The sequence below is a fragment of the Calditrichota bacterium genome, assembly GCA_013112635.1.
Lineage (GTDB): Bacteria > Calditrichota > Calditrichia > Calditrichales > J004 > JABFGF01.
In genome coordinates this window covers 1-21,251 of the sequence record JABFGF010000013.1, presented here as the reverse complement: position 1 = coordinate 21,251, position 21,251 = coordinate 1, and the positions used below count along the sequence as shown (strand labels likewise).

General features: G+C 37.5%; 16 protein-coding genes and 1 tRNA gene. 11 read left to right on the top strand and 6 right to left on the bottom strand.

Annotated elements, in window-relative coordinates; all coding sequences use genetic code 11:
• Positions 1–45: 45 nt before the first annotated feature.
• The 6 genes from HND50_20525 to HND50_20500 all read left to right on the top strand — a co-directional run bounded on the left by HND50_20525 (position 46) and on the right by HND50_20500 (position 7,706).
• Complete coding sequence (locus HND50_20525; GenBank protein NOG47635.1) at positions 46–591, top strand: DUF1697 domain-containing protein; 546 nt, start codon at positions 46–48, stop codon at positions 589–591.
• Between the two features lie 146 nt (positions 592–737).
• Positions 738–2,267, top strand: coding sequence for a phospholipase D family protein (locus HND50_20520; protein NOG47634.1), 1,530 nt, complete (start codon positions 738–740; stop codon positions 2,265–2,267).
• 131 nt (positions 2,268–2,398) lie between these two features.
• Positions 2,399–2,818 carry a hypothetical protein gene (locus HND50_20515; protein NOG47633.1) on the top strand — a complete coding sequence of 140 codons (420 nt, stop codon included), beginning with the start codon at positions 2,399–2,401 and terminating at the stop codon, positions 2,816–2,818.
• 321 nt (positions 2,819–3,139) lie between these two features.
• Positions 3,140–3,733: a hypothetical protein gene (locus HND50_20510; GenBank protein NOG47632.1), complete on the top strand. Its 594-nt coding sequence runs from the start codon at positions 3,140–3,142 to the stop codon at positions 3,731–3,733.
• Between the two features lie 249 nt (positions 3,734–3,982).
• A complete protein-coding gene (locus HND50_20505; protein ID NOG47631.1) occupies positions 3,983–6,151 on the top strand; it encodes an AAA family ATPase in 2,169 nt (722 codons plus the stop codon).
• Between the two features lie 85 nt (positions 6,152–6,236).
• A complete protein-coding gene (locus HND50_20500) occupies positions 6,237–7,706 on the top strand; it encodes a sodium/proline symporter (GenBank protein ID NOG47630.1) in 1,470 nt (489 codons plus the stop codon).
• Positions 7,707–7,830: 124 nt separating this feature from the next.
• Here the strand turns inward: HND50_20500 and HND50_20495 are convergent, their stop codons facing one another.
• From HND50_20495 to HND50_20470, 6 genes are all read right to left on the bottom strand, one after another.
• Positions 7,831–8,421 carry a hypothetical protein gene (locus tag HND50_20495; protein ID NOG47629.1) on the bottom strand — a complete coding sequence of 197 codons (591 nt, stop codon included), beginning with the start codon at positions 8,419–8,421 and terminating at the stop codon, positions 7,831–7,833.
• A 20-nt stretch (positions 8,422–8,441) separates the two neighbouring features.
• Positions 8,442–9,797: a hypothetical protein gene (locus tag HND50_20490; protein NOG47628.1), complete on the bottom strand. Its 1,356-nt coding sequence runs from the start codon at positions 9,795–9,797 to the stop codon at positions 8,442–8,444.
• Positions 9,790–11,469 (bottom strand): HAMP domain-containing protein, encoded by a 1,680-nt coding sequence (locus HND50_20485; protein ID NOG47627.1) that lies wholly within the window; start codon positions 11,467–11,469, stop codon positions 9,790–9,792. Before HND50_20485 ends, HND50_20490 begins: the two co-directional genes overlap by 8 nt.
• A gap of 93 nt (positions 11,470–11,562) precedes the next feature.
• Entirely contained in the window at positions 11,563–12,255 is a 693-nt protein-coding gene (locus HND50_20480; GenBank protein NOG47626.1) for a hypothetical protein, read from the bottom strand.
• 197 nt (positions 12,256–12,452) lie between these two features.
• Positions 12,453–12,869 carry a DUF2752 domain-containing protein gene (locus HND50_20475; protein ID NOG47625.1) on the bottom strand — a complete coding sequence of 139 codons (417 nt, stop codon included), beginning with the start codon at positions 12,867–12,869 and terminating at the stop codon, positions 12,453–12,455.
• The gene (locus HND50_20470) at positions 12,869–13,798 is read right to left on the bottom strand and encodes a hypothetical protein (GenBank protein ID NOG47624.1); all 930 of its coding nucleotides are present in this window, start codon (positions 13,796–13,798) and stop codon (positions 12,869–12,871) included. The genes HND50_20475 and HND50_20470 overlap by 1 nt, the downstream gene beginning before the upstream one ends.
• 147 nt (positions 13,799–13,945) lie before the next feature.
• Between HND50_20470 and HND50_20465 the strand changes: the two genes are divergently transcribed.
• The 5 genes from HND50_20465 to HND50_20445 all read left to right on the top strand — a co-directional run bounded on the left by HND50_20465 (position 13,946) and on the right by HND50_20445 (position 21,126).
• The gene (locus tag HND50_20465; protein NOG47623.1) at positions 13,946–16,321 is read left to right on the top strand and encodes a carboxypeptidase-like regulatory domain-containing protein; all 2,376 of its coding nucleotides are present in this window, start codon (positions 13,946–13,948) and stop codon (positions 16,319–16,321) included.
• A 76-nt stretch (positions 16,322–16,397) separates the two neighbouring features.
• The gene (locus HND50_20460) at positions 16,398–17,528 is read left to right on the top strand and encodes a hypothetical protein (protein ID NOG47622.1); all 1,131 of its coding nucleotides are present in this window, start codon (positions 16,398–16,400) and stop codon (positions 17,526–17,528) included.
• A gap of 220 nt (positions 17,529–17,748) precedes the next feature.
• Positions 17,749–19,731: a 30S ribosomal protein S1 gene (rpsA, locus tag HND50_20455; protein NOG47621.1), complete on the top strand. Its 1,983-nt coding sequence runs from the start codon at positions 17,749–17,751 to the stop codon at positions 19,729–19,731.
• 203 nt (positions 19,732–19,934) lie between these two features.
• Positions 19,935–20,945: a rod shape-determining protein gene (locus tag HND50_20450; protein ID NOG47620.1), complete on the top strand. Its 1,011-nt coding sequence runs from the start codon at positions 19,935–19,937 to the stop codon at positions 20,943–20,945.
• A 109-nt stretch (positions 20,946–21,054) separates the two neighbouring features.
• Positions 21,055–21,126, top strand: a tRNA-Asn gene (locus HND50_20445).
• Positions 21,127–21,251 lie beyond the last annotated feature (125 nt).

The window sequence follows — 21,251 nt, the reverse complement described above, 5'->3', positions numbered from 1 at the left end:
TGTGAAGGTGTTTGCTTTTCAACAATCACTATCTTGGAATATCAATTGCAAACCTTCATTTCATTGCTGCGTGGAATTAATGTAAGTGGACAGAAGTTAATAAAAATGGCCGACTTGAGAGAGTTATATTTTGGTCTTGGTTTTACCGATGTCCAAACTTATATCCAGAGCGGTAATGTTATTTTTAAAACACAACAAACGGACAGAAAAAAAATAATCACCAAAATTGAAAATGCAATAAATGAAAAATATGGATTTCATGTCCCGGTTCAAATCCGCTCACAGGATGAAATAAAAACAGTTATTGATAATTTGCCAATTAAAGGTGAGCGGGAATTTAACCGTTTACTGGTTACGTTTTTATCAGAAATACCGGAAACAATTCCGATGGATGAAATAAAAAAATTCATGGCTCCGGATGATGACATTGTAATAAAAGACCGGGAAATCTATTTTTATTTTCCTGAAGGATTAGGCAAATCCAAACTTGATAACAAAACTCTTGAACGAAAATTAAATGTTAAAACCACGGCCAGAAACTGGAAAACAGTTAACAAACTTTATGAAATGTGTGTAAACCAAAGCTCTTAATTCAATTTTAAAAACCTTAAATACCAAATTCCAAAATCAAAATTCTTACAACAAATCATTTTGTTCAATTAAGCAATGCCTTTTGGGATATATTTGATTTTTGTTGTTTGTATTTTGGAGTTTTCAGACCTGCATAGGTGTAAAATATGAAAAAGATTTTACTAATTATCAGTCTCATCCTTTTTATCGGATGTTCCTCTAACAAACGTGTTTTTAAGGAGCATGATCAGGAATTCTGTTCATCAATTCATCGTGATTCGACCATAACTCTGGATGAACAACTGGCACCAGTTGTAGAGTTAATGAAAAATAAGACCGGGGTGTACAGTTTGGAAGAAGGCGATATGGCGATGGTTGCCCGTGCCTGGTTAAGCGAGTATGCCGAGGAAACCATCGATATCCAATATTTTATTTTTTCGATGGACAATGTTGGTTTAATTGCTGTTGATTATATTTTACGGGCTGCTGATCGGGGTGTAAAAGTTAGACTTCTTCTGGATGATTTACTGGTGGATGCAACGGCAGAAGATATTGTTGAAATTGATTCTCATGAAAACATATCTGTTAAAATTTATAACCCAAGTGCCAACATTGGCAAAAATATTATATCCAAAGTTGTAAATGTTGCCACAAATTTTCGTGGCGTAAACCAGCGCATGCACAACAAAACCTTTACCGTGGATGGCAAGATTGTAATTACCGGCGGACGCAATATTGCCGATGAATATTTCGATTATGATCATGAATATAATTTCCGGGACCGTGATATCCTTTTGATCGGTGGAGTTGCAAATCAAGTACAGAAATCTTTTGATGAATATTGGAATGATCCTTTAAGCACACCCATTTTAGACTTGGTAGAAGTAAGTGAAATGGAGTTGAATGCGGAGCGTACTTTTGAATGGCTGCACCAGTATGCCTGCAACCCAGAAAATTTCTGGCCACAGGTACGCGAAAAAATTACAAATATTCCTCATGGGTTCAAAGCAATTCAGGAATCCGGTGATTTGCAATGGTTGGATAGCGTTTATTATGTTTCTGATGCTCCCGGCAAAAATGATGAACGAATCGGGCTTAAAGGCGGTGGAATATCCACAGACGCACTTGTTGATTTAATTGAGAATGCGAAATCATCGGTGACAATCCAATCGCCATACCTGGTTACTACAAAGCTGGGACAAGGTCTGTTTCGCAAGGCAGTTAAGCGTGGCGTAAAGGTGCGCATTTTAACCAACAGCCTTTCTTCCACAGATAACCTTGAGGCATTTAACGGCTACCAGCGCAATCGCCAGGATTTGTTAAAATCGGGTGTCAGGATTTATGAATTTAAACCGGACGCAGCAGTGCGTTATGAAGTGATGACCAGCGCCCTGCAAAAGAAACTTGATTTTCAACCGATCTTTGGGCTGCACTCAAAATCCATGGTGGTGGATGGCAGAATTTCGGTTATCGGGACTTTTAATCTGGATCCCCGCAGCGCCAATCTAAACACCGAATGTGTTGTAATAGTGCATTCAAAAGAATTTGGCGAAAAGCTGGAAAATGTAATGAATGTTGAATTTATGCCTGAGAATTCCTGGGAAACCACATTGGCCTTTAATCCGGATTCTGAAGCCGGCTGGTGGAAACAATTCAAAGCTTGGACCAGACGCATCATCCCCAAAAGTATCCTTTAGTAAACGCATATAAACTACGCTTTCTAAAGTTGGTTTTTCATAGATGAAACTATTATATTCAATATAAATTCAGTACGATCGATCTTCTATAATTGGTTCATGTTGGTAAATTTATAACCAAGGAGGAATGTATGCGATTTTTGTTAATCTCAATATTTTTTTTATCAACGCAACTCTACTCTCAAGATACAAATTCGGATATTATTGTATATGAAGCCATGGAGTTATCAGGCCCGCGAATTGGTTTCAGTTACCTGTCTGAATCTTTTAGAAATACAATCAACAGGAAAGTAGGTGTAAGTCTTGAACCATTTATGGCCCAGTTTGGTTGGCAATTTGAAAAACGCTTTTTTACAATAAGTACCGGCGCCACAGCTGTTTCTGAGTGGGTTGCACTAATTGGTGGGTTTGAGCAGGAAAAGTTTTTACCCAGCCTCTCATGGTTGATTGGAATGAGATCGGCTGATGGATTTGAGTTTGGTGCCGGGCCAAATGTGTCCCTTTCAGGAACGTCTGTTGTAATTGCTGCGGGGGTAACAGTACAAAGTTGAGAAATAAATTTTCCAATAAATTTAGCTGTCGCAACATCAAAAAGCGGACCCCGGTTTTCTCTTTTATTTGGGTTCAATATCAGGAAAAAAAACACTAATTAGAACTACACATTCTTCGTTTTAATAATCAATAACCAAGTTTGGCTGATGTCTATCAGCAAGCATTTTCTGTGCGAATGCAGGTTTCAGATAAAATGATTCCTGTCTTTGTTTTAAACTCAAAATTACTGACACCTTTCGGACAAACCTTTTACATCCTCCTGACATAGCCTTGTTCCATTTCCGTATGTTGATAGTGAATTATTAATCAATGGAGGAAATATGTTTACTAAATCATTTATCAGCAAACTTATTTTTGTTGGCCTGTTTGGATTGTTTATAACAAACCCACTTTTTGCGCAAAGCTGGAAACAGAATAAACCGGTAGAATTTGCCGAGCGTAATATGGGCGGACCTCGTTTGGGTGTAACCGTAATTCCCGGAAATGGCAGGCTGGTTCAAAAATTGAAAGATGAAGGGATTGGCTCCACCATCAGTCAGTTTGGCTGGCATTTTGAATGGCAGGTTGTTCCAAAGGGTGGCGGGCCGTCTTTTATAGTTGAATTTATTCCTCTTGTCGGTGGTGTGGAATACGGCAAGGTTATCCCAAGCGCGACACTGGCAATGGGAATCAGGATGCCAAACGGCATTGAATTTGGGATAGGGCCAAATGTGCTCATTGGATTAACCGAAAAAAAAGCAGAAGGAATTGGCGATCCTGTTAAGAAAAAGACCGATCTTCAATCAGCATTAACCATTGCTGTGGGAAAATCAATTAATTACAGCGGCGTGAGTATTCCCATAAATCTTGTTTACACAACCAACCCCGATGGAAACAGAATTTCTGTTGTGTTTGGTTATGCCATTGCGAAATAGCCTCCATAAGTGCCCTGCATTTTCCCCTCAATTTTTTTTGTGTAGGGCACTGTAATTCTTTTGCATATACATTCAAGAAACTTCCTGCCTGATCCTCACATATATCCACAGAAAATAATATTAATTGCATATATTTTATATTTTGTAAAAGTAGTTGTTTATTAATATGTTATGGGTATTGTTGTTTACCTAAAATGGTTTGTTACTTTGGTACTACCATGTTATTCATAAAAAGAAAAGGAAGTGTCAGTGAAAATAGTTGAGGTTAATTTTAAAGAAGATATAACTAAAACAGTTGGTTTGCGCCAAATCTCTATGAAAAAAGTTGGGAATACAATACTATTAGCTGGGAAAAATGGTTCTGGAAAAACGAGACTTCTAAACATCATACGCCAACAGACAGCTAATTTAGCACTGCTTAAGCAACAAAAAGAACAATCCAAAAATCAAATAAAAAATTTTAAACAGCAAATCTTACAACAGCCACAACAAAAACAAACTCTTGAGAACAAGATTAGTAATCGACAAAATCAGATAAAACAATTTGAACAGCAAATTTCTCATCAAAAGCACATAATACAGAGCAATGAACAGAATATTAAGCAATCGTATGAAAAAATAGACCAATTAGAACAGAAAATTTCGGAAAACCCTCAAAAAAAACAATTTCTTGAGAATCAGATTAATTACCACCAAGATCAAATAAAAGAAATAAAACAGCAAATTTCACAATTACCACTTCAAATACAGAATCTTGAACAGCAGATTATACAATTGCAAGATCGAGCAATGCAATTAGAACAACAGATTGCAGAATTACCTCAACAAAAACAAAGCTTTGAACAACATATTCGGAAACAGGAAGTAATTGCCAATACACCTATCCCAATCTTAGCGGACAATGGGGATGAAAATATTATAATAGTTGATTTTGTTCCTAATAAGATAGATTTAGAAGGTTGGTCAAATCACAATAAACAAACTTGGATGCAAAGGGCTGATCAAGCGAGACAACTAGGTGTATCAAACTTGCATCAAGCAACTCTTCCTCTAATACAAAAAGTTTTAGATCGTTGGATTAATACCACACATCCTATGTTAAAGTATCCAGACAGTGCTATTCAAAATTCAACAAAAGAATATCAACGTTTACAAACTATTGTCAAATCATTTCTTGGAACTGAGATAGGGTGGAACCAAGACGGTTTTTCTACTATTTTTGATAGGCCAATTGCTACTGCTCACCTCTCGGCAGGGCAACGAGTATTATTGCAACTTTGTGTTGCGATATATGCTCAAGGAGGAACCTTTTCAGATCACATTATTTTTATGGATGAACCTGAAAACCACCTCCATCCTTCAGCTGTAATAGATTTGTTAGATACGATAAAAGAACATAATCCAAATGGTCAATTATGGATTGCAACACACTCAATTCCTCTCCTCTCTCACTTTGACGCATCATCGCTTTGGTTTGTTGAAGATGGAACAGTGAAGCACTCTGGCAAAAAACCTGAAGAGGTATTGAAAAGCCTATTAGGTAATGAAGAAAGAATTCAAAAATTAAAAGATTTTACAAGTCTTCCCGGTGAGCTAGCTAGAAATCGTTTTGCTTTCGAATGTTTATGTCCTCCCCAAGTAGTGGAAACAGATGCAAACGACCCACAATCGAAACAACTCAATGATCAGCTTAAAATTATCTGGGAAAAGAAAAAGTCCATTAACTTGTTAGATTTTGGTGCGGGTAAGGGTCGGATGATTGCAAATCTTGCTGATTACAAAAACGTATCACCAGATAAATTAAACTATCATGCTTTTGATCCATCTGATTCAGATAAAGAACATTGTTTAAAAAATATTGCATTATCATACCCCAACGAAGCGGAACGTTATCACAACTCAATTGAAAACCTTCGTTCCAACGTTGATGATAATTATTTTGATGTTGTTGTTTTAAGCAATGTTCTTCATGAGATACCACATCAGAATTGGTGTGAAACATTTTCTAACATAAAAAAAAATCTAAAAACTGATGGCTACCTTCTTTTAATTGAAGACTGCCGTATACCAACTGGTGAACTTGCACATAGTAATGGATTTATTGTTTTTAATACGTTGCATTTAAAAAAACTTTTCTGTATTCCTGCAACAGATAAAACCTTTATAAAACATGATGCACGCTTTGATTCTAGTGATCAACGTGGTCGATTAATGGCGCATTTAATTCCAGTTAGTTATTTAAAACTTATATCCTCTGAAACTATTAAGGAAGCATTATTAGAATTAAAAATATCAGCAATGACAGAAGTTCGTAAAATTCGTAATGGTGAAAGTAGCTACTCAAATGGTCTTGCACACAGCTTTTGGGTCCAACAGTTAGCTAATGCAATACTTTGTCTAACCGAATTAGGTGAATAGAAAAACTTGAACAAGTCATTGCACCTATATTTTTTTTACTATTCTCAAAGTAAATAAATCGCGTGTTAAATTATCTATTCAAATAATGAATGTATACGCTAAACTAAGCGATCCAATCGCATTTACCGTATTTTTACTAACCCTCCTTTTGCCCATCGGGATCGGTTTATTTGCTATGCACAAAACCAAAAACCAATCCGATTTTTTTATTGGCGGCCGGGTGATGAACAAAGTTGTGGTGGCGCTTTCGGCTGTCTCTTCCGGGCGCTCATCCTGGCTGGTGCTTGGTTTAAGCGGCATGGCTTATTCGCTGGGAACAGGCGCGGTCTGGGCCATCGTCGGCTATATTATTGTTGAGGCTTTTCAGTTTGTTTACCTGGGTAAAAAGCTGCGTGAAGAAACCCAGGCAAGGGACTCAATAACTCTGCTTGATTATTTCGATTCCCGTTTTGCGGACAATAAAAACACCATTAGGATAATCGGCGCCATAATTATCGGTCTGTTTATGACGGCTTACGTTGCGGCGCAGTTCAATGCCGGGGCAAAAACACTTGCCACTGCCCTCGATGTTTCGCTGGAACTATCGCTTATTATTTCAGGATTATTGATTCTTGTTTACATGGTTCTTGGTGGTTTTGTTGCCGTTGCTTATAATGATGTTGTGCGCGCCATAATAATGCTTATAGGTTTGATTGTCCTGCCCGTTGTCGGGATTTTCTCCTTGGGTGGCACAGATATTTTGCTGGAAATCCTGAATAACCTGAATCCCGCAATGATCGATCCATTTTCACTTGGCGCGGGAGCGATAATTGGTTTTATCGGCATTGGATTGGGCTCGCCCGGTCAGCCACATATTGTCGTCCGTTACATGTCCATAGACAATTCCAAAAACCTGACATATTCTGCTATTGTTGGCACAGCCTGGAATATCATCTTGGGTTTAGGCGCTCTGTCCATTGGTTTGCTGGGTAGGGCTGTATTTCCGGAGGTGGCCACGTTGCCGGACAATGACCCGGAGATGATTTACCTCGTGCTGTCGTCCAAATATTTTGGTACAATCTTTTATGGATTGCTTGTCGGAGGGATTTTTGCCGCTATTCTATCCACAGCAGATTCGCAGCTTCTGGTGGTTGCTTCTACTTTTGTGCGTGATATTTATGAAAAAGTGTTGTATAAGAATAAAATAATAGCAGAAGCTGATAAACTAAGATTGAGCCGAATTGTTGTTGTTCTTTCAGGGATTATTGCAATTAGTTTGGCGTACATCGCCCAGGATTTGGTGTTCTGGCTGGTGTTATTTGCCTGGGGTGGTTTGGGCGCTTCATTTGGCCCGGCACTCATTTTATCTCTTTACTGGCAGCGTACCACTAAAGCGGGCATAATTGCCGGCATGATCACCGGAACACTAATTACAATTATCTGGAAACTTTGGTTAAAAGCACCCACCGGGATTTATGAATTAATTCCGGCATTCTTTGGGGCTTTTCTGGTGATTATATTTGTCAGCTTAATGAGCCAGGAGAAAAAGCTTTTGGCAAATAGTCCGGTCGAATAAATTTGAGTTAAGAAATAGATCCCTCGTCTCCGCTCGGGATGAAGTGGGTATCTTCCAAAAGCGCCAAATTCGTTCTTCATGGTGAGCGAAGACGAACCATTTTCCCCTCTACAATTGTTTCTTCTTATAACCCTGTTCCAAAGTTTTGAAACAAACCTTCATCAAGAGCCGGGCTTTGGCCCAATACCATTTTATAACTTACCATGTGGCCAACTTCCATGGGGAGAACATCGGCAAAAATTTTACGCACCTTACGGGTTGTAAGCTGGTCATTCATTCGCGAAAAATAAAACTGGGCTGCTTCAAACTCCATTTGCAAAGCTAATTGAAGCACTTCGGTGTAAGTTGTAAGGCTATCAAGTCTTGAATCAGGTTGTTCATCATTTATCAGAACCGGTGGAAATCCATCATGTCCTTCAAAGTTTTGGTTAAATAGCGCCAGGTGCTCCGAATGATGTCCGGAATAAAGTGTTGCTGTTTGTTTTACCTCATCCGGAGTGGATACATCCGAAACAAAAATAGTTTCTGCTGCTTCCTGGTAGGTACGTATTGTTGCCGCTTCAAAGCGTGCGGCCTCGGTCATGATTTCAAAATCACTACTCCAGTTCCCATCACTTTCGCTGTTGTTTACAGTTTCACAGCTTGTGCTCAGCCCGGCGCCAATAATCGGTATAGAAGCAAAAGCCGATTTTTTTAGAAATTCTCGTCGTTTCATAAAAACCTCTTTTTTGAATTTTACATTGTAACGGTCAAAATTGATCTAAACGTAAAGTCTTCTTTTTTGAGATCTTTGTTTTCAAAGATTTGTTCACTGAAAGCGAATTTCAAAAGCACATTCCGAGATACTTTATATCCAAACGCCGCAGAATAACGAATCAGGTTTTCATCCCAGGGGTTTGGTGCGTTAAGTGTGCTACCTTCAGGATTTGTAAATTCCTCAAACATCAGACTTTCAAATCTTGCTGCAACATAACTGCCCGTAAAAAAGGGTGGCTCAAATTTTAGGTCAACATAAAAGCTGGCATTTGTCAAATCGTAAGTTTGCATTTTCCCTTTTGGGGTTACCTGAAAACCATTTGCATCAACAGCCGGTACATTCCACAAGCTGTAAATCGCTTCTCCTGAAATTTCAAAATAGGCGTAGGCAATAATAAAATCTGTCCCAATAAGTGTTTGCCTAAACTTTTCAAGCCTGTTGAAATTTATGTTAACGGATTCGCGGCGTAAAAAACTGCCATGACTAAAAGAGATTCCATGTTGCCAATAAATAATTGGCTGAAAACCAAAGCGGCCAACGACAGCCATGTTTTGTAAATTGGTGAAATTCTCCTGGGAAGCCGGGGCAGCGTTAGTTACCGCCACTGACAAATCAACAAGTTCCGGGACGATAACCCAATTGGTCATAATACCAGTGCCGTAGCCTCCAAAATAGATGGTAGTCAAACCGACATCATCCGTTCCATAGTTGCCTTCATTACCGGCATTACCCCATAATCCGCGCGTATCGGACATATTTATAAAATAGCCATAGGCAAGCGGGGCATTTACAAAAAGATTTTCACTGGCAAGCTGTCGGCGTGGATAAAGGCCAAAAGGACTTACAAAACGACCTAATGTAAAATTAATTGGCAAATCCTCAGGCTCCCAGGAGAGCGCGGCCAATGTAATTTTTACCGGGTTAAGTTCTCCGGTTCCCCAGGTATCCCATTGCAGGCGGCCATTGAAAAAAAAGTTTTCATCGATCCCGGCAAACATAAACAGGTTAAACTGGTTAATTCCCAGGTGTGGCCGTCGAAATTCTTCAACAATCTCGTTTGTGATAAATGATGATTTTTTCCCGCCATAGGATGCCTCGAAATCGATGCTGCCATTAATTTCAATCTGTGCAAAAGACGGAGAAGAAAAACAGAATGCGAGTAGAAATAATTTAAAAATCCATTTGGATCCTGAAACAAGTTCAGGATGACGAAAGCGTGTTAATCTGTCATTCCGAATTAATTTCGGAATCCCCATTTTATATGATTGCGCTGATCCAAAACCAAGTTCAGGATGACGGGCGAGGTTTAAAGTTTTGGTGAATAGTCTATTCACTTAATACCTCCACTATTTTTAATTTTTGAGAGATTCCTTTAAAAGCCATAAGCAGGAAATCCCCTTTTTTTACTTTTATGTTTTGTTGGTCTAGCAAATCTTTGCGGATTAGAATTTTGCCAGCTTTGGCACTGCCGCATAACCGTGCACCCAAATTAACTGTTGAACCGAGCGCCGTATAATCCATGCGATCCATGGCACCCATATTACCCAAAATAACCGGGCCGTAGTTTATCCCAATCCCAATATAAATAGGAACAGGGTCATTCTCATGTTCTTCAACAACTCTTTTCTGGATATCAATGGCACATTGCAAAGCACGTTCGGTGGAGTTGTCTCCTGTAAAAAGGGCAAACATTTCATCACCAACGTACTTATCAACCGAGCCGTCATACCGGGCAACAATTTCTGCCTGAAAGCCCAAATAGCGGTTCAGCATATTAATCACTTCTTCAGGATCTCGATTTTCGCTGTAGGCTGTAAATCCGCGAATATCCGAGAAAAGAACTGTCAAATCCTGCCTTGTGCCTCCAAGGGAAACATCGGAACCGGATGACTGTTGTACCATTTCTAAAGTGTGGCTGCCCACATATTTTGTTAAATGCAAACGCTCTCGTAATCCGGTAACCATTTCATTAAATGTTTTGGTAAGTGTGCCAATTTCATCTTTTGTGGAGGGGGCAACTGAAATATCTAAATACCCGGCTTTAACTTTGTCCATTCCACTTGCCAGTTTTTTTATGGGCCGTGAAAAGTTCTTTCCTAATAAAAAGGCAAAAATCAGAGTGACCAGCAGAAAAATTCCTGCCGTAACCAGAATATTGTTTTGTATACTTTTCAAGATTGACAACTCAATCGATGTGGGAATAGTGGCGATGTAGTATGCCCGCGCACCCTGGCCCAGAGGACTTATAAAAACAAATTGTTCAACACCTTTAAGCGAATCGACAAAAGCAGGTGTCGGAGTTGAGAGCATCATTACTGTATCAATAACAGCTTTGTTTTTGCGTGCAAGTCGCTGAATACCGGAGCGAATGGGGTTTTCAAACGAGCTGCCCACAAGCTGATCATTATAGAAAAAATTAATGTCAATTTGAGATTCACCCTTAAGCTGCTGAGCTTCAAAATCACCAAAAAGGGTTCCCAGTGTTATCGTGCCAATAATTGACTCGGCGGCGTAAATGGGATTTGAAACAACCTGAAATATATCAGATCCAATTCCCCACAAATCCGCTTTTTCAATAACAGAATCCTGAATTCCATTCATTGCTTTAAAAACTGTGGAGCTATCGGCAAGGTTATCCCCATAATTCTCAGGATCATCAAAACGGGCCAGCACATTTCCATCGCTATCGGTTACTACAAAAAGATCAACTTTGGCAAATTGGGCAAATTCATCAACGCTAAAATAAACAGTTGCCGGATCATTTAATCCAACATTTGCTTTAAACGTGGAGTTTTCGCCAATTAGCCCGCAGGTTTCAATAAGGCGATCATATACTAAAAACTGCAGCTCGCTAAAAACCCGCTGAGTGTTGTTAAAATCAGCAATTATTTTTTCTTCAATTTTTTTTGTAAGCGTGTCGGTTACAAGATAAAGTACACCGGCCAAAATAATAATTGTCATCCCGGCGAGTGTGATGAATAGTTTTGTCTGAATGTTTAGGCGCATGTTCTCTTTGAGTTACGGGTTGCAAGTTTCAGGTTACATGTTGCGTGCCGGTCGTCTCAAAACTATTAAGACTTGGAACCCGCAACTTGTTTTTTATTTCGACAAAGTAAAACTCTGTTCCTGCTTTTCGTTTGCTTTTACAGTTATTTCTGATTCGGTTGTTGGGAAATCAGGATGCATTACTTCAATGCGGTATTTTCCTGGTGGCAGCTCTTTTAACAGATAAACACCTGTTTTACCAGCCTGAGTGAAATAAGGTGTATCAAGGCTAACAATGGTTGCATTCATTTGAGAGTGTATGTCGCAGAATAGATTAATTTTCCCTGTTTTATATATTTTGCGCGAATATACTGAGTTGGTTGGACGACGGCCAATATTAAATTTTGCACCGGGTGTATAACTAAACACATTATGAAAGAATCGATCCAGGTTAATAAACTGCACTCGCGTACCCGGTGTAACGGCCAAAACATGTGGACGGAATTCTGCATTTTTCTGTAAGATTCTTGCTTTTTTTAATGGCTCTGTTTTTGGTTTAAATGAAAGAGGGTAGGCCGCTATAATTACATCCTGAAAACTTGTACGTGGAGCAGTAGCTGTTTTTTGTCTTTTTTTACGGGATGAGAGCCTGTTGCGATATAATCTGCCACGGAAGGTCCGTGACTTCTTTTTTACAACCGGCATAAAAATCCTGCCATACACCGTTGCTTTACTATCCTGAGCAAACGCCAAATCTGTAAGAGCAAAACTTATTAACAATGTAAAAATTACGAAGACTTTTTTCATAATTACCTTTTTAGCTTAGAAATAATTAATTGGGTATAAAAATACTTTTATTGAATATGGCAATAATGATACTGAGGATGGCTAGATTTCAGCCATGTTAAAAAAGACTTTTTTCCTTGGATGATAAATCTAGCTCATTGTGCTGTAACAGGTAAATTTATAAGTATATTCCCGTATAAGTTTGTTAAAACTTTTGTTTATAAAAAAAATTCTTTGATTGACCAAATTCCAATCCAAATAGATACAAATATTAAAATCGGTACAAAAAGATATTTGTAGTTTTTAATAATATTAAGATTCTTATTAAAGAAAATTTCCAGTGAAAATTTTATAATAGCTAATATTAAAATAAAAAAAATAATTGGGCCAAAATAATGAAAGCTGAACGCACCTGAAATATCAGCATTTGTCATCGAATAGAAAGATCGGGTCATGCCGCATGTTGGGCAATTATGGCCTGTTATCTCCAGGAAATAGCAGCTGCTAATTTCCTGGTTTATTGGATCAATTAAAAATAAACTTATAAATATTGCACTAAAAAATAACAGACCATAGGCTTTATTTACTTTTTCCGTTTTTTGAAGCGCCCTAATTTTAAATTCCCAAAAAGGCATTAACTACTTTCCGTTAATTGTTCTTCATCAGGAAAAATTTTATACTTTTCTCCAAACTGTTCTAAAAAGTCGATGGATAATCCTCTCAAGGTCACTGAGACAGGAAGCAGAACAATCGAGCTGATATATGGCAATATAATCAGCAGAAATCCCACACAGCAGGTTAACAGGCCGCCAATTATTACCATAACTACTATTATTGAAATAAGTAAAAATAAGAAAAGACCATAAATGATAAAGTAGAAAAAATTCTGTGTAAACAATGGCATAAACCGGGTCCAAGCTATCCAAACCTGGCAGTCATTTTTATACATAATCGGTACAATAAAGTCATCAAGAAAAAGTGAAATATAGCCTGTTGCAATTAGTAAAATAACAAAGAAAACGCCTATCTTTATGGCTTCAATTATTAATTCACGATCAGAAGCGTACAATTCATACATTTCACGAACATGATAGTATGAGTATGAAAGGTATCCTGAAAAAAGTACAACCAGAATAATGCCATATCCCAACCGCCATGTAAAGAGAGAATTTCCTAATTTCTTAAAGTCTGCCCATGGTTTCTTTACCAGATAACGATTGTGAACAACATTGTCAAGAAACATAAATTTGCCGCGGGAGCTAAGCCAGGTTAAAAAAATCACAACTACAACAATAAGAGCAATTATAAAAATAGTCAATGCGAACCATTCTGCATTTTCTACGTACCATCGATCGAACATTTCTGGTAGGCTGAAAAACTCCTCGGCATCGAATACATCACGTTCATCTTCAAAGGAGCTGCTTTTATCAGCCCAATCAAGTAATCCGGCAAGAAACGCTGTAAATCCTAATGCAAACCACTTGTTGATATAAAAGGGTTTGAAAAGTATTTTAATCATACGGTTCCAAGCCTTGGACAATGGTGCTATGTATGAGATTTGCATTTGGTGGCCTCCAAATAATCAAGTTTTTTTGTGAGATTTTTTATAAGCTAATTATTATTATTATGTGTTCCAATATTAAACGAGTTAAAATCAATATAGTTGTTATATTTCTAATAAAATCCCCGGAAAATAAAATGGAATCCTTATATGCTCTATAAATGTCTGATTTTTTTGATGATTTCTTCAGCAGTTTTTGCTCAAACTAAAAGTGTGGTTGGGTTTGTGATTGATGAAAAAAGCGGTGAGCCTCTAAGCGCAGCTAACCTGCAAATTGTAGGTACTTATCACGGAACAATTACAAACATTTACGGAGAATTTTTTCTTACAGTTGAAGAGTTTCCGGTAGAAATTGAGATCAGTTATATCGGCTATGCTATTAAGCGTATTACTGTTGAAAAGGATGCGCAGAAACCGATTAATATTTTACTGAAACCAGTAATTTTAGAAACGGAGGCTATAGTAGTAACCGCAGAAAACCCGGCAATGCATATTATGCGCAGGGTTATTGAAAATAAACAAAAGTGGCGGGCAAAGTTAAAAACATTTAAAGCCAATGCTTATGCCAGGGTGGTTTTGGGAAATGATTCGTCAATTGTTTCAGTTGCCGAAAGTATTTCAGATTTATATTGGAATAAGGAAAAGGGGGCAAGAGAGGTTGTTCTTTCACAGCGTGAAACTGAAAATCTTAAAGGCCAGACAAACTTTGCATTTAGTGTGAACATAGAAAATTTTTATGATGATGAAATTAATATCATGAACTATAGAATTGTTGGGCCGACACACCCCGATGCATTTGATTTTTATGAATTCAAATTAAAAGGGATTGAGGCATTTGGACAAGACACGGTTTTTGTGATTGATCTTGCGCCGATAGCAGTTTTAAATCCAACATTTATTGGTACTGTTTCGGTTTTGGATAAAGAATTTGCCATGCTTGCTGTTGATGTAGTTCCTAATCCCGAAACCATTTTTTTCCCGATGCCAATGGAGGAGTTGAACGTTGCCTATAAACAACAATTCCGCAATTTTGGAAAGGAATATTGGCTACCTGTAGATTTGCGCGCTGTTGGTGATATAAAGATAAGTTTTCCAGGATTGGATTTCCCACGGATAAACTACAGTAATTCTATCAGAATAACAGATTACCAGGTAAATGTAGATTTGCCGGATTCATTATATGAGGATGAAAAAATTATCCGGGTTGATTCGGTTGCGGTTGCTCTCGATTCATCTTTTACCAGACGCAAGGAAATTATTCCTTTAACCAGCGAAGAACAAGTTGCCTATGTTGAAATCGACAGTACTGATAGTTTTGAAAAAGCATTTAGGCCTACAGGATTTTTAGCAGATTATGTTTTAGATGATGAAGATGAAAATGATAATAAAAAAACTATTGGGCTTGGCGGCGAAATTATTAAAGGATTTTCACCGGATTTAGGTTATAACAGAGTTGAGGAAGGGCATCTTGGGTTTAGCTATGAAAGGACCTTTGCAAAAAAAATAGAACTCAGGTTTGGGCTTGCGTACAAAACCGGGATAGAAAGGTGGGGATATAACTACGGCCTGGAATATGATTTCGGCAAGAAAAACCCGGTAACAGTAAGTGCAGATTATTTTATTGGTTCTGGCACAAATTACGAATCTGAAAACTATCATCCGATAATTACATCTATTGGAACGCTTTTTGGTGCAAAGGATTATTACGATTATTATTGGAAAAGGGCAGCCAATTTTAAAATAAGCCATCGAATTTGGGATATGCGAACGCGCTTTACAGGACTATTGAATATCGAGCAGCATGAGTCTATGCCAAAAAATATTTCACATTATAATGTTTTTGACCGGGATGTTACCAAAAGGCAAAATCCTTTTGCGGATAGAGGGAAACTAAACTCGCTTGGCCTAAAAATTCACTGGGGAAACAGGTATGTACCATTTGGCGTTGCCGGCCAAAAACGTGTTGAGCTATCCATTGAGCATAGTGATCCGGATATTTTGGATAGCGACTTTTCATTTACTCAATATAAACTGGGTGTTAATTGGAATTTCCGTACGTTTCTACAACGTCGTTTTTTACCAAATACGCTCGATCTATATTTTTCAGCCGGTTATAGCGATGGAGAACTACCTTTACAAAAATTAGGTGTGCTCGATGCTTCTTTGTTTGCTGGGTTTACACCTTTTGGTTCCTTTAAAGCAAATCGGGGATTACCTTACATCGGTGAAAAATATATGGCCCTGTTTTGGGAACACAATTTTCGCAGTGTACCTTTTGAGCTTCTTGGAGGGCGCTGGTTTGCTAAAAATAATATCGGCATAATTGTATTTAGCAGCCATGGCCGCAGCTGGCTTTCCGATGAAAACAAGGATAAACTAAACTATATAAATAATAACCTGGATGACATACACCATGAAATTGGGGTTTCATTAAACGGGTTGTTTAAATTTTTCAGGATTGATGTAACCTGGCGCCTGGATCGGCCCGGAACATATTTGGGTGTGAGTACTTTGAGATGGTTTTAAAATGTCATTCAGAGCGAAGCGAGAATCTTTTTGGAACCACGGACTTGCAAAGAAAAGAATAATCAGGAGATTTTTTTTGAATACTTTATTTATCAAATCAGTTCTTATCAGTGGAAATCTGTGGCAAATACATTTGTTGATTTTATTCACACTGTTTTTTGGGTGTTCAGAAAAAATAGCAATTGAGCGTGATATACAAAGTGAAGCCAATATTATTGCCTGGACAAAAAACGAAAAGCCACTCACTTCATCAGACATTCAACAGGATAATATTTTAAATGTGCTTCATGTGGAGCACAATGTTTATGGATTGATTAAACAACTAAATAAAAAAAACAGGTCAAATATCGAAATTGAATGGTTTGATGCAGATAAAAAACTTATTGCCAAATCAGAAAGTGACTGGAAATATGATGAACCTTTTCCAGACTATTTCATTGCATCGACTGGTGAACGTATTGTTGAAATCTATGTAGACAGACGTGTGAAAATATTTGATTCCAGGCAAAATGAAATTAACCGTTACAACATTCAAAAGAACAAGCAATCTGCCGAGGCCAATCACCATTCTACTTCTTCAGATTTAGGATTAATTTTTAGCAGTTTTCAAAGTTCAGTGGGAACCCGATTAATCTTAAGAACGATTGAAAATAAAATCCTATTTGAAAAATCTTTTAAAGATTGGAGGGCGAGGACAGTTTCAATTTCATCCAATAAGAAATATTTTGCAGCGTCTGTTTATAAGCAAGGTAGTCCAATTCAATTCAAATCGCTTATACTGGAAAATACAGGAGAAATAATTTATGAATCGCCTGTGCGAACACGCAGAATTATTTTTGAAAAACAAGACCGATATGTTGCTTTTTTGGATAAAAATCGCCTTGAGTTAGTGGATTTAAAAGGATTAAAAAAGCTTGGAGATTATTCTTTGAAAAATGAAAAAGATATAATTGTTGCAGCAGATTTCTCAAATAATGGCATTTTACTGATTCAAAGCGCTGAGACGGTAAGAAGTAAAAAAGACCAGTTTAATCCCTGGCAATATATAAATAACAAATTAATCAGCTTAAATATGAATGCTGAAATGATTGCGCAAATCGGCTTTAAAGATGATTGGGTAATAAGGCCTGCGCTATGGTTTGATGAAAACAAAAAACAATTTTTTTATGGCCATAATGCAGGGTATAGAAATATAATTGTTAATTAACTACTTGTTAAAGATGTTCCATTATTTCTTATGAATTACTTATTCAAGTTAAAATATTTTTCGGGCATATTTGAAGTTTGTAATGTCATATTTTATGAGTAAGCAGTAATCAAAAAGAAAATTTGTCAATCGCCTTTAAATGCTTTAAATTACTCAACTTTTTTAAATCACGCCATGTTAAAATGGCATAAATAATTAACTGAAGGAGTTAACTTAACCAATGTCTGAAGAAAAGAAAGAACTAACGGAAGAGAAGGAAGTTGTTCAGGAAGTTGTAGAAACACCTGAAGCTGCCAAACCTAAACCCCAGACAGCAAAATCTGATGCATATGAAGAAGTTGTTGTAAAACTGGAAGATTACACAGAAGAAGATGAATATCCATCCGAAGAAATGGATTTTCTACTAAATATGTATGACCGTACCATGAGCACAATCACAGAAGGAGAGATTGTTAATGGACGGGTATTAGATATTACAAACAAAGATGTAATTGTTGATATCGGCTTTAAATCGGAAGGAATTGTTTCCAAATCCGAGTTTACAAATATTGATGAACTAAAAGCCGGTGATGAAATTGAAGTATATCTCGAACGTCTTGAAGGCCATGACGGCCAATTAATGCTTTCACGTAAACGCGCTGACTTTTTACGTGTTTGGGAGCAGGTTGTTAATAAACATGAAACCGGTGAAGTTATTGAAGGCGTAATCCAACGACGTATCAAAGGTGGTATGGTTGTTAATATTATGGGAATTGATGCCTTTTTACCAGGCTCCCAAATTGATGTTAAACCTATTCGTGATTTTGATGGTTATCTTGGACAAACAAAAGAATTTAAAATTGTAAAAGTAAATCACCTCCGTAAAAATATTGTAGTATCCTCTCGTATTTTAATTGAAAAACAAATGGCCGGAAAACGTGACGAAATTCTTGTTACTTTGGAAAAAGGTCAGAAGAGAATGGGTGTTGTTAAGAATATTACTGATTTTGGTGTATTTATTGATCTTGGCGGTGTTGATGGGTTGCTGCACATTACCGATTTAAGTTGGGGCCGTGTAAACCATCCATCTGAACTTGTTAAACTTGATCAGGAACTTGAAGTTGTAATTCTTGACTTTAATGAAAAGAAAGATAGAATCTCACTTGGATTGAAGCAGTTGCAAGCACATCCTTGGGAACAAGTTGATAAGAAATATCCATCCGGCACACGTATTACGGGTAAAGTTGTAAGCATAACTGATTATGGTGCATTTATCGAATTGGAAAAAGGCATCGAAGGTCTTATTCATATTTCTGAAATGTCCTGGTCACAACATGTTAAACATCCGAGCCAGTTATTATCCGTCGGTCAGGAAGTTGAAGCTGTCGTTCTAAATGTTGAATCAACAGATAAGAAAATATCCTTGGGTCTTAAGCAGCTTGAACCAGATCCATGGGAAAAAGTTGAAGGTACTTACCCTGTAGGAACAGTTCATAAAGGTGTTGTTCGCAACCTTACTCAATTTGGGGCTTTTGTTGAATTGGAAGAAGGCATCGATGGTTTGGTTCATATTTCTGATTTGTCATGGACAAAGAAGGTACGTCACCCAAGTGAAATAGTGAAAAAAGGTGATGAAATTGATGTTGTTGTTCTTGGTATAAACCGTGAAGAACGTAGAATAGCTTTAGGACACAAGCAGATTGAATCCAATCCTTGGGATGCGTTTGAAGAGAAGTATGGTGAGAGTACAGATACAAAAGGCAAGGTTACTCGTCTAATCGATAAAGGAGCAATTATTACTCTTCCAATGGGTGTAGATGGATTTATTCCAAATCAGCATCTTGGAATTCCTAAAGGGAAAAAAGCTTCAGATATGTACAAAGTAGATGATGAAGTTCCTGCACGTGTTATTGAGTTCGATAAAGAAAACAAGAAGATTGTTTTATCTGTAACAGATTATTTTAAACAGAAGGAACAAGCCGAGTGGGAAGACTATTTAAGTTCGCACGGTGTTCCTAAAACAACTTTGGAAGAAGTTGTAAGGTCTAAATCTGATACAGCAGCAGATGAAGAAACTAAAGAAGAAGTTGCTGAAGAACCTGTGAAGAAAAAAACAACCAAAGCAAAAAAAGACGAAAAAACTGAAGAGGTTGTTGAGTCATCTGAAGAAACTTCAGAAAAAGAAGAAACAAAATCAGAAGAAAAAGCTGACGAAAAAGAGTAGTTTTTTTATCTCATTTCAAAGCCCGTCCCTTAATGGCGGGCTTTTTTTATTTCAAAATTTATTTTCCTCCTACCACGTAAAAAATGATTGATTTAAATCTAATAAAAGTTTAATGTTTAAAGCTTGGTTTTTGTTTTCATAAACTCTTATTATTAAAAAACTTGTCGATCAGTTTAGCAGAAAAAATATTGCCTATTTACAAAATGCTCAAATTATTCCGGAAAATATTTACTAACATCGGTGTTGACCTTGGAACTGCTAATACAATTGTATATGTGGCAGAAAAAGGGTTTGTTGTAAATGAACCATCCGTAATAGCCTACAAGTCCAAAGGGAGCGTTATTGCTATTGGAAGAGATGCAAAATATATGTTTGGAAAAACACATAAAGGCATAACTGTAATTCGTCCTTTAGCAGATGGTGTTATTGCTGATTTTGTTGCTGGTGAGGAGTTGATTAAGTCCTTTATTCGACTTGCAGAGATACCCCGATTTTTTATAAATGATATCGTAATAGGTGTACCAACAGGTGTTACATCTGTGGAAAAAAGGGCAGTTATCGAAAGTGCTGAGTCTGCCGGGGCCAGGCGTGTTTACTTGGTTTCAGAACCGATGGCAGCAGCAATAGGTGTTGGTATAAATGTTTTGGGTTCTAACGCTTGCATGATTGTTGATATTGGAGGTGGGACGACTGACATTGCTGTAATTAATTATGGTGGCATCGTTGTGGATAATACCATTCGGATAGCCGGCGATGAAATGAATGAAGCTATAATTCGCTACATAAAAAATACATACAATCTCAGGATTGGAGAATCAACCGCTGAGAGGTTAAAAATCGAATATGGAGTTGTTGGTGATCAGCCTGAAATTAAATTTCAAATTAAAGGTTTGGATGCCCAGTCTGGTCTCCCACGCCAAATTGATGTTGACAGCACTCTTTTTAAAGATGCTTTGAAAGATGTTTTGAATACCATGATTAATTCAATTTTAACAACATTGGATAAATTACCACCAGAGTTAGCCTCAGATGTAATTGATAGAGGAATTATCTTAACAGGTGGTGGAGCGCTTCTCAAAGGGTTGGACACCTATTTGCGTGACATTGTAAATCTACCTGTCAGTCGTCCTGGAAATGCCCTTTACTGTGTAGCTGAGGGTACTCGTAAAATCCTGGAAAACTTTGAGATGTTCAAACCCGTTTTATTTACTTAAAAAACAAATTTTTTAAAAAAAAGAGGCTATATTCTCTTGACTGAAGATAATGAACCTCGTATATTCAAAGCTCACCAATTGATGGAATGATTCCATTGAAATAACATAATCCGGCGTAGCTCAACGGCAGAGCGGGTGACTGTTAATCACTAGGTTGTAGGTTCGAATCCTACCGCCGGAGCGAGACACTACAAAATGACGAACCAATTTTGTAGTCAGAAATTTTGCCCTTAGGGAGTATATCCCAAAGGGCAATTTTTATTTTACCCTTATCGGCCTTCTTCTCAATGTTTACTTCAATATTTT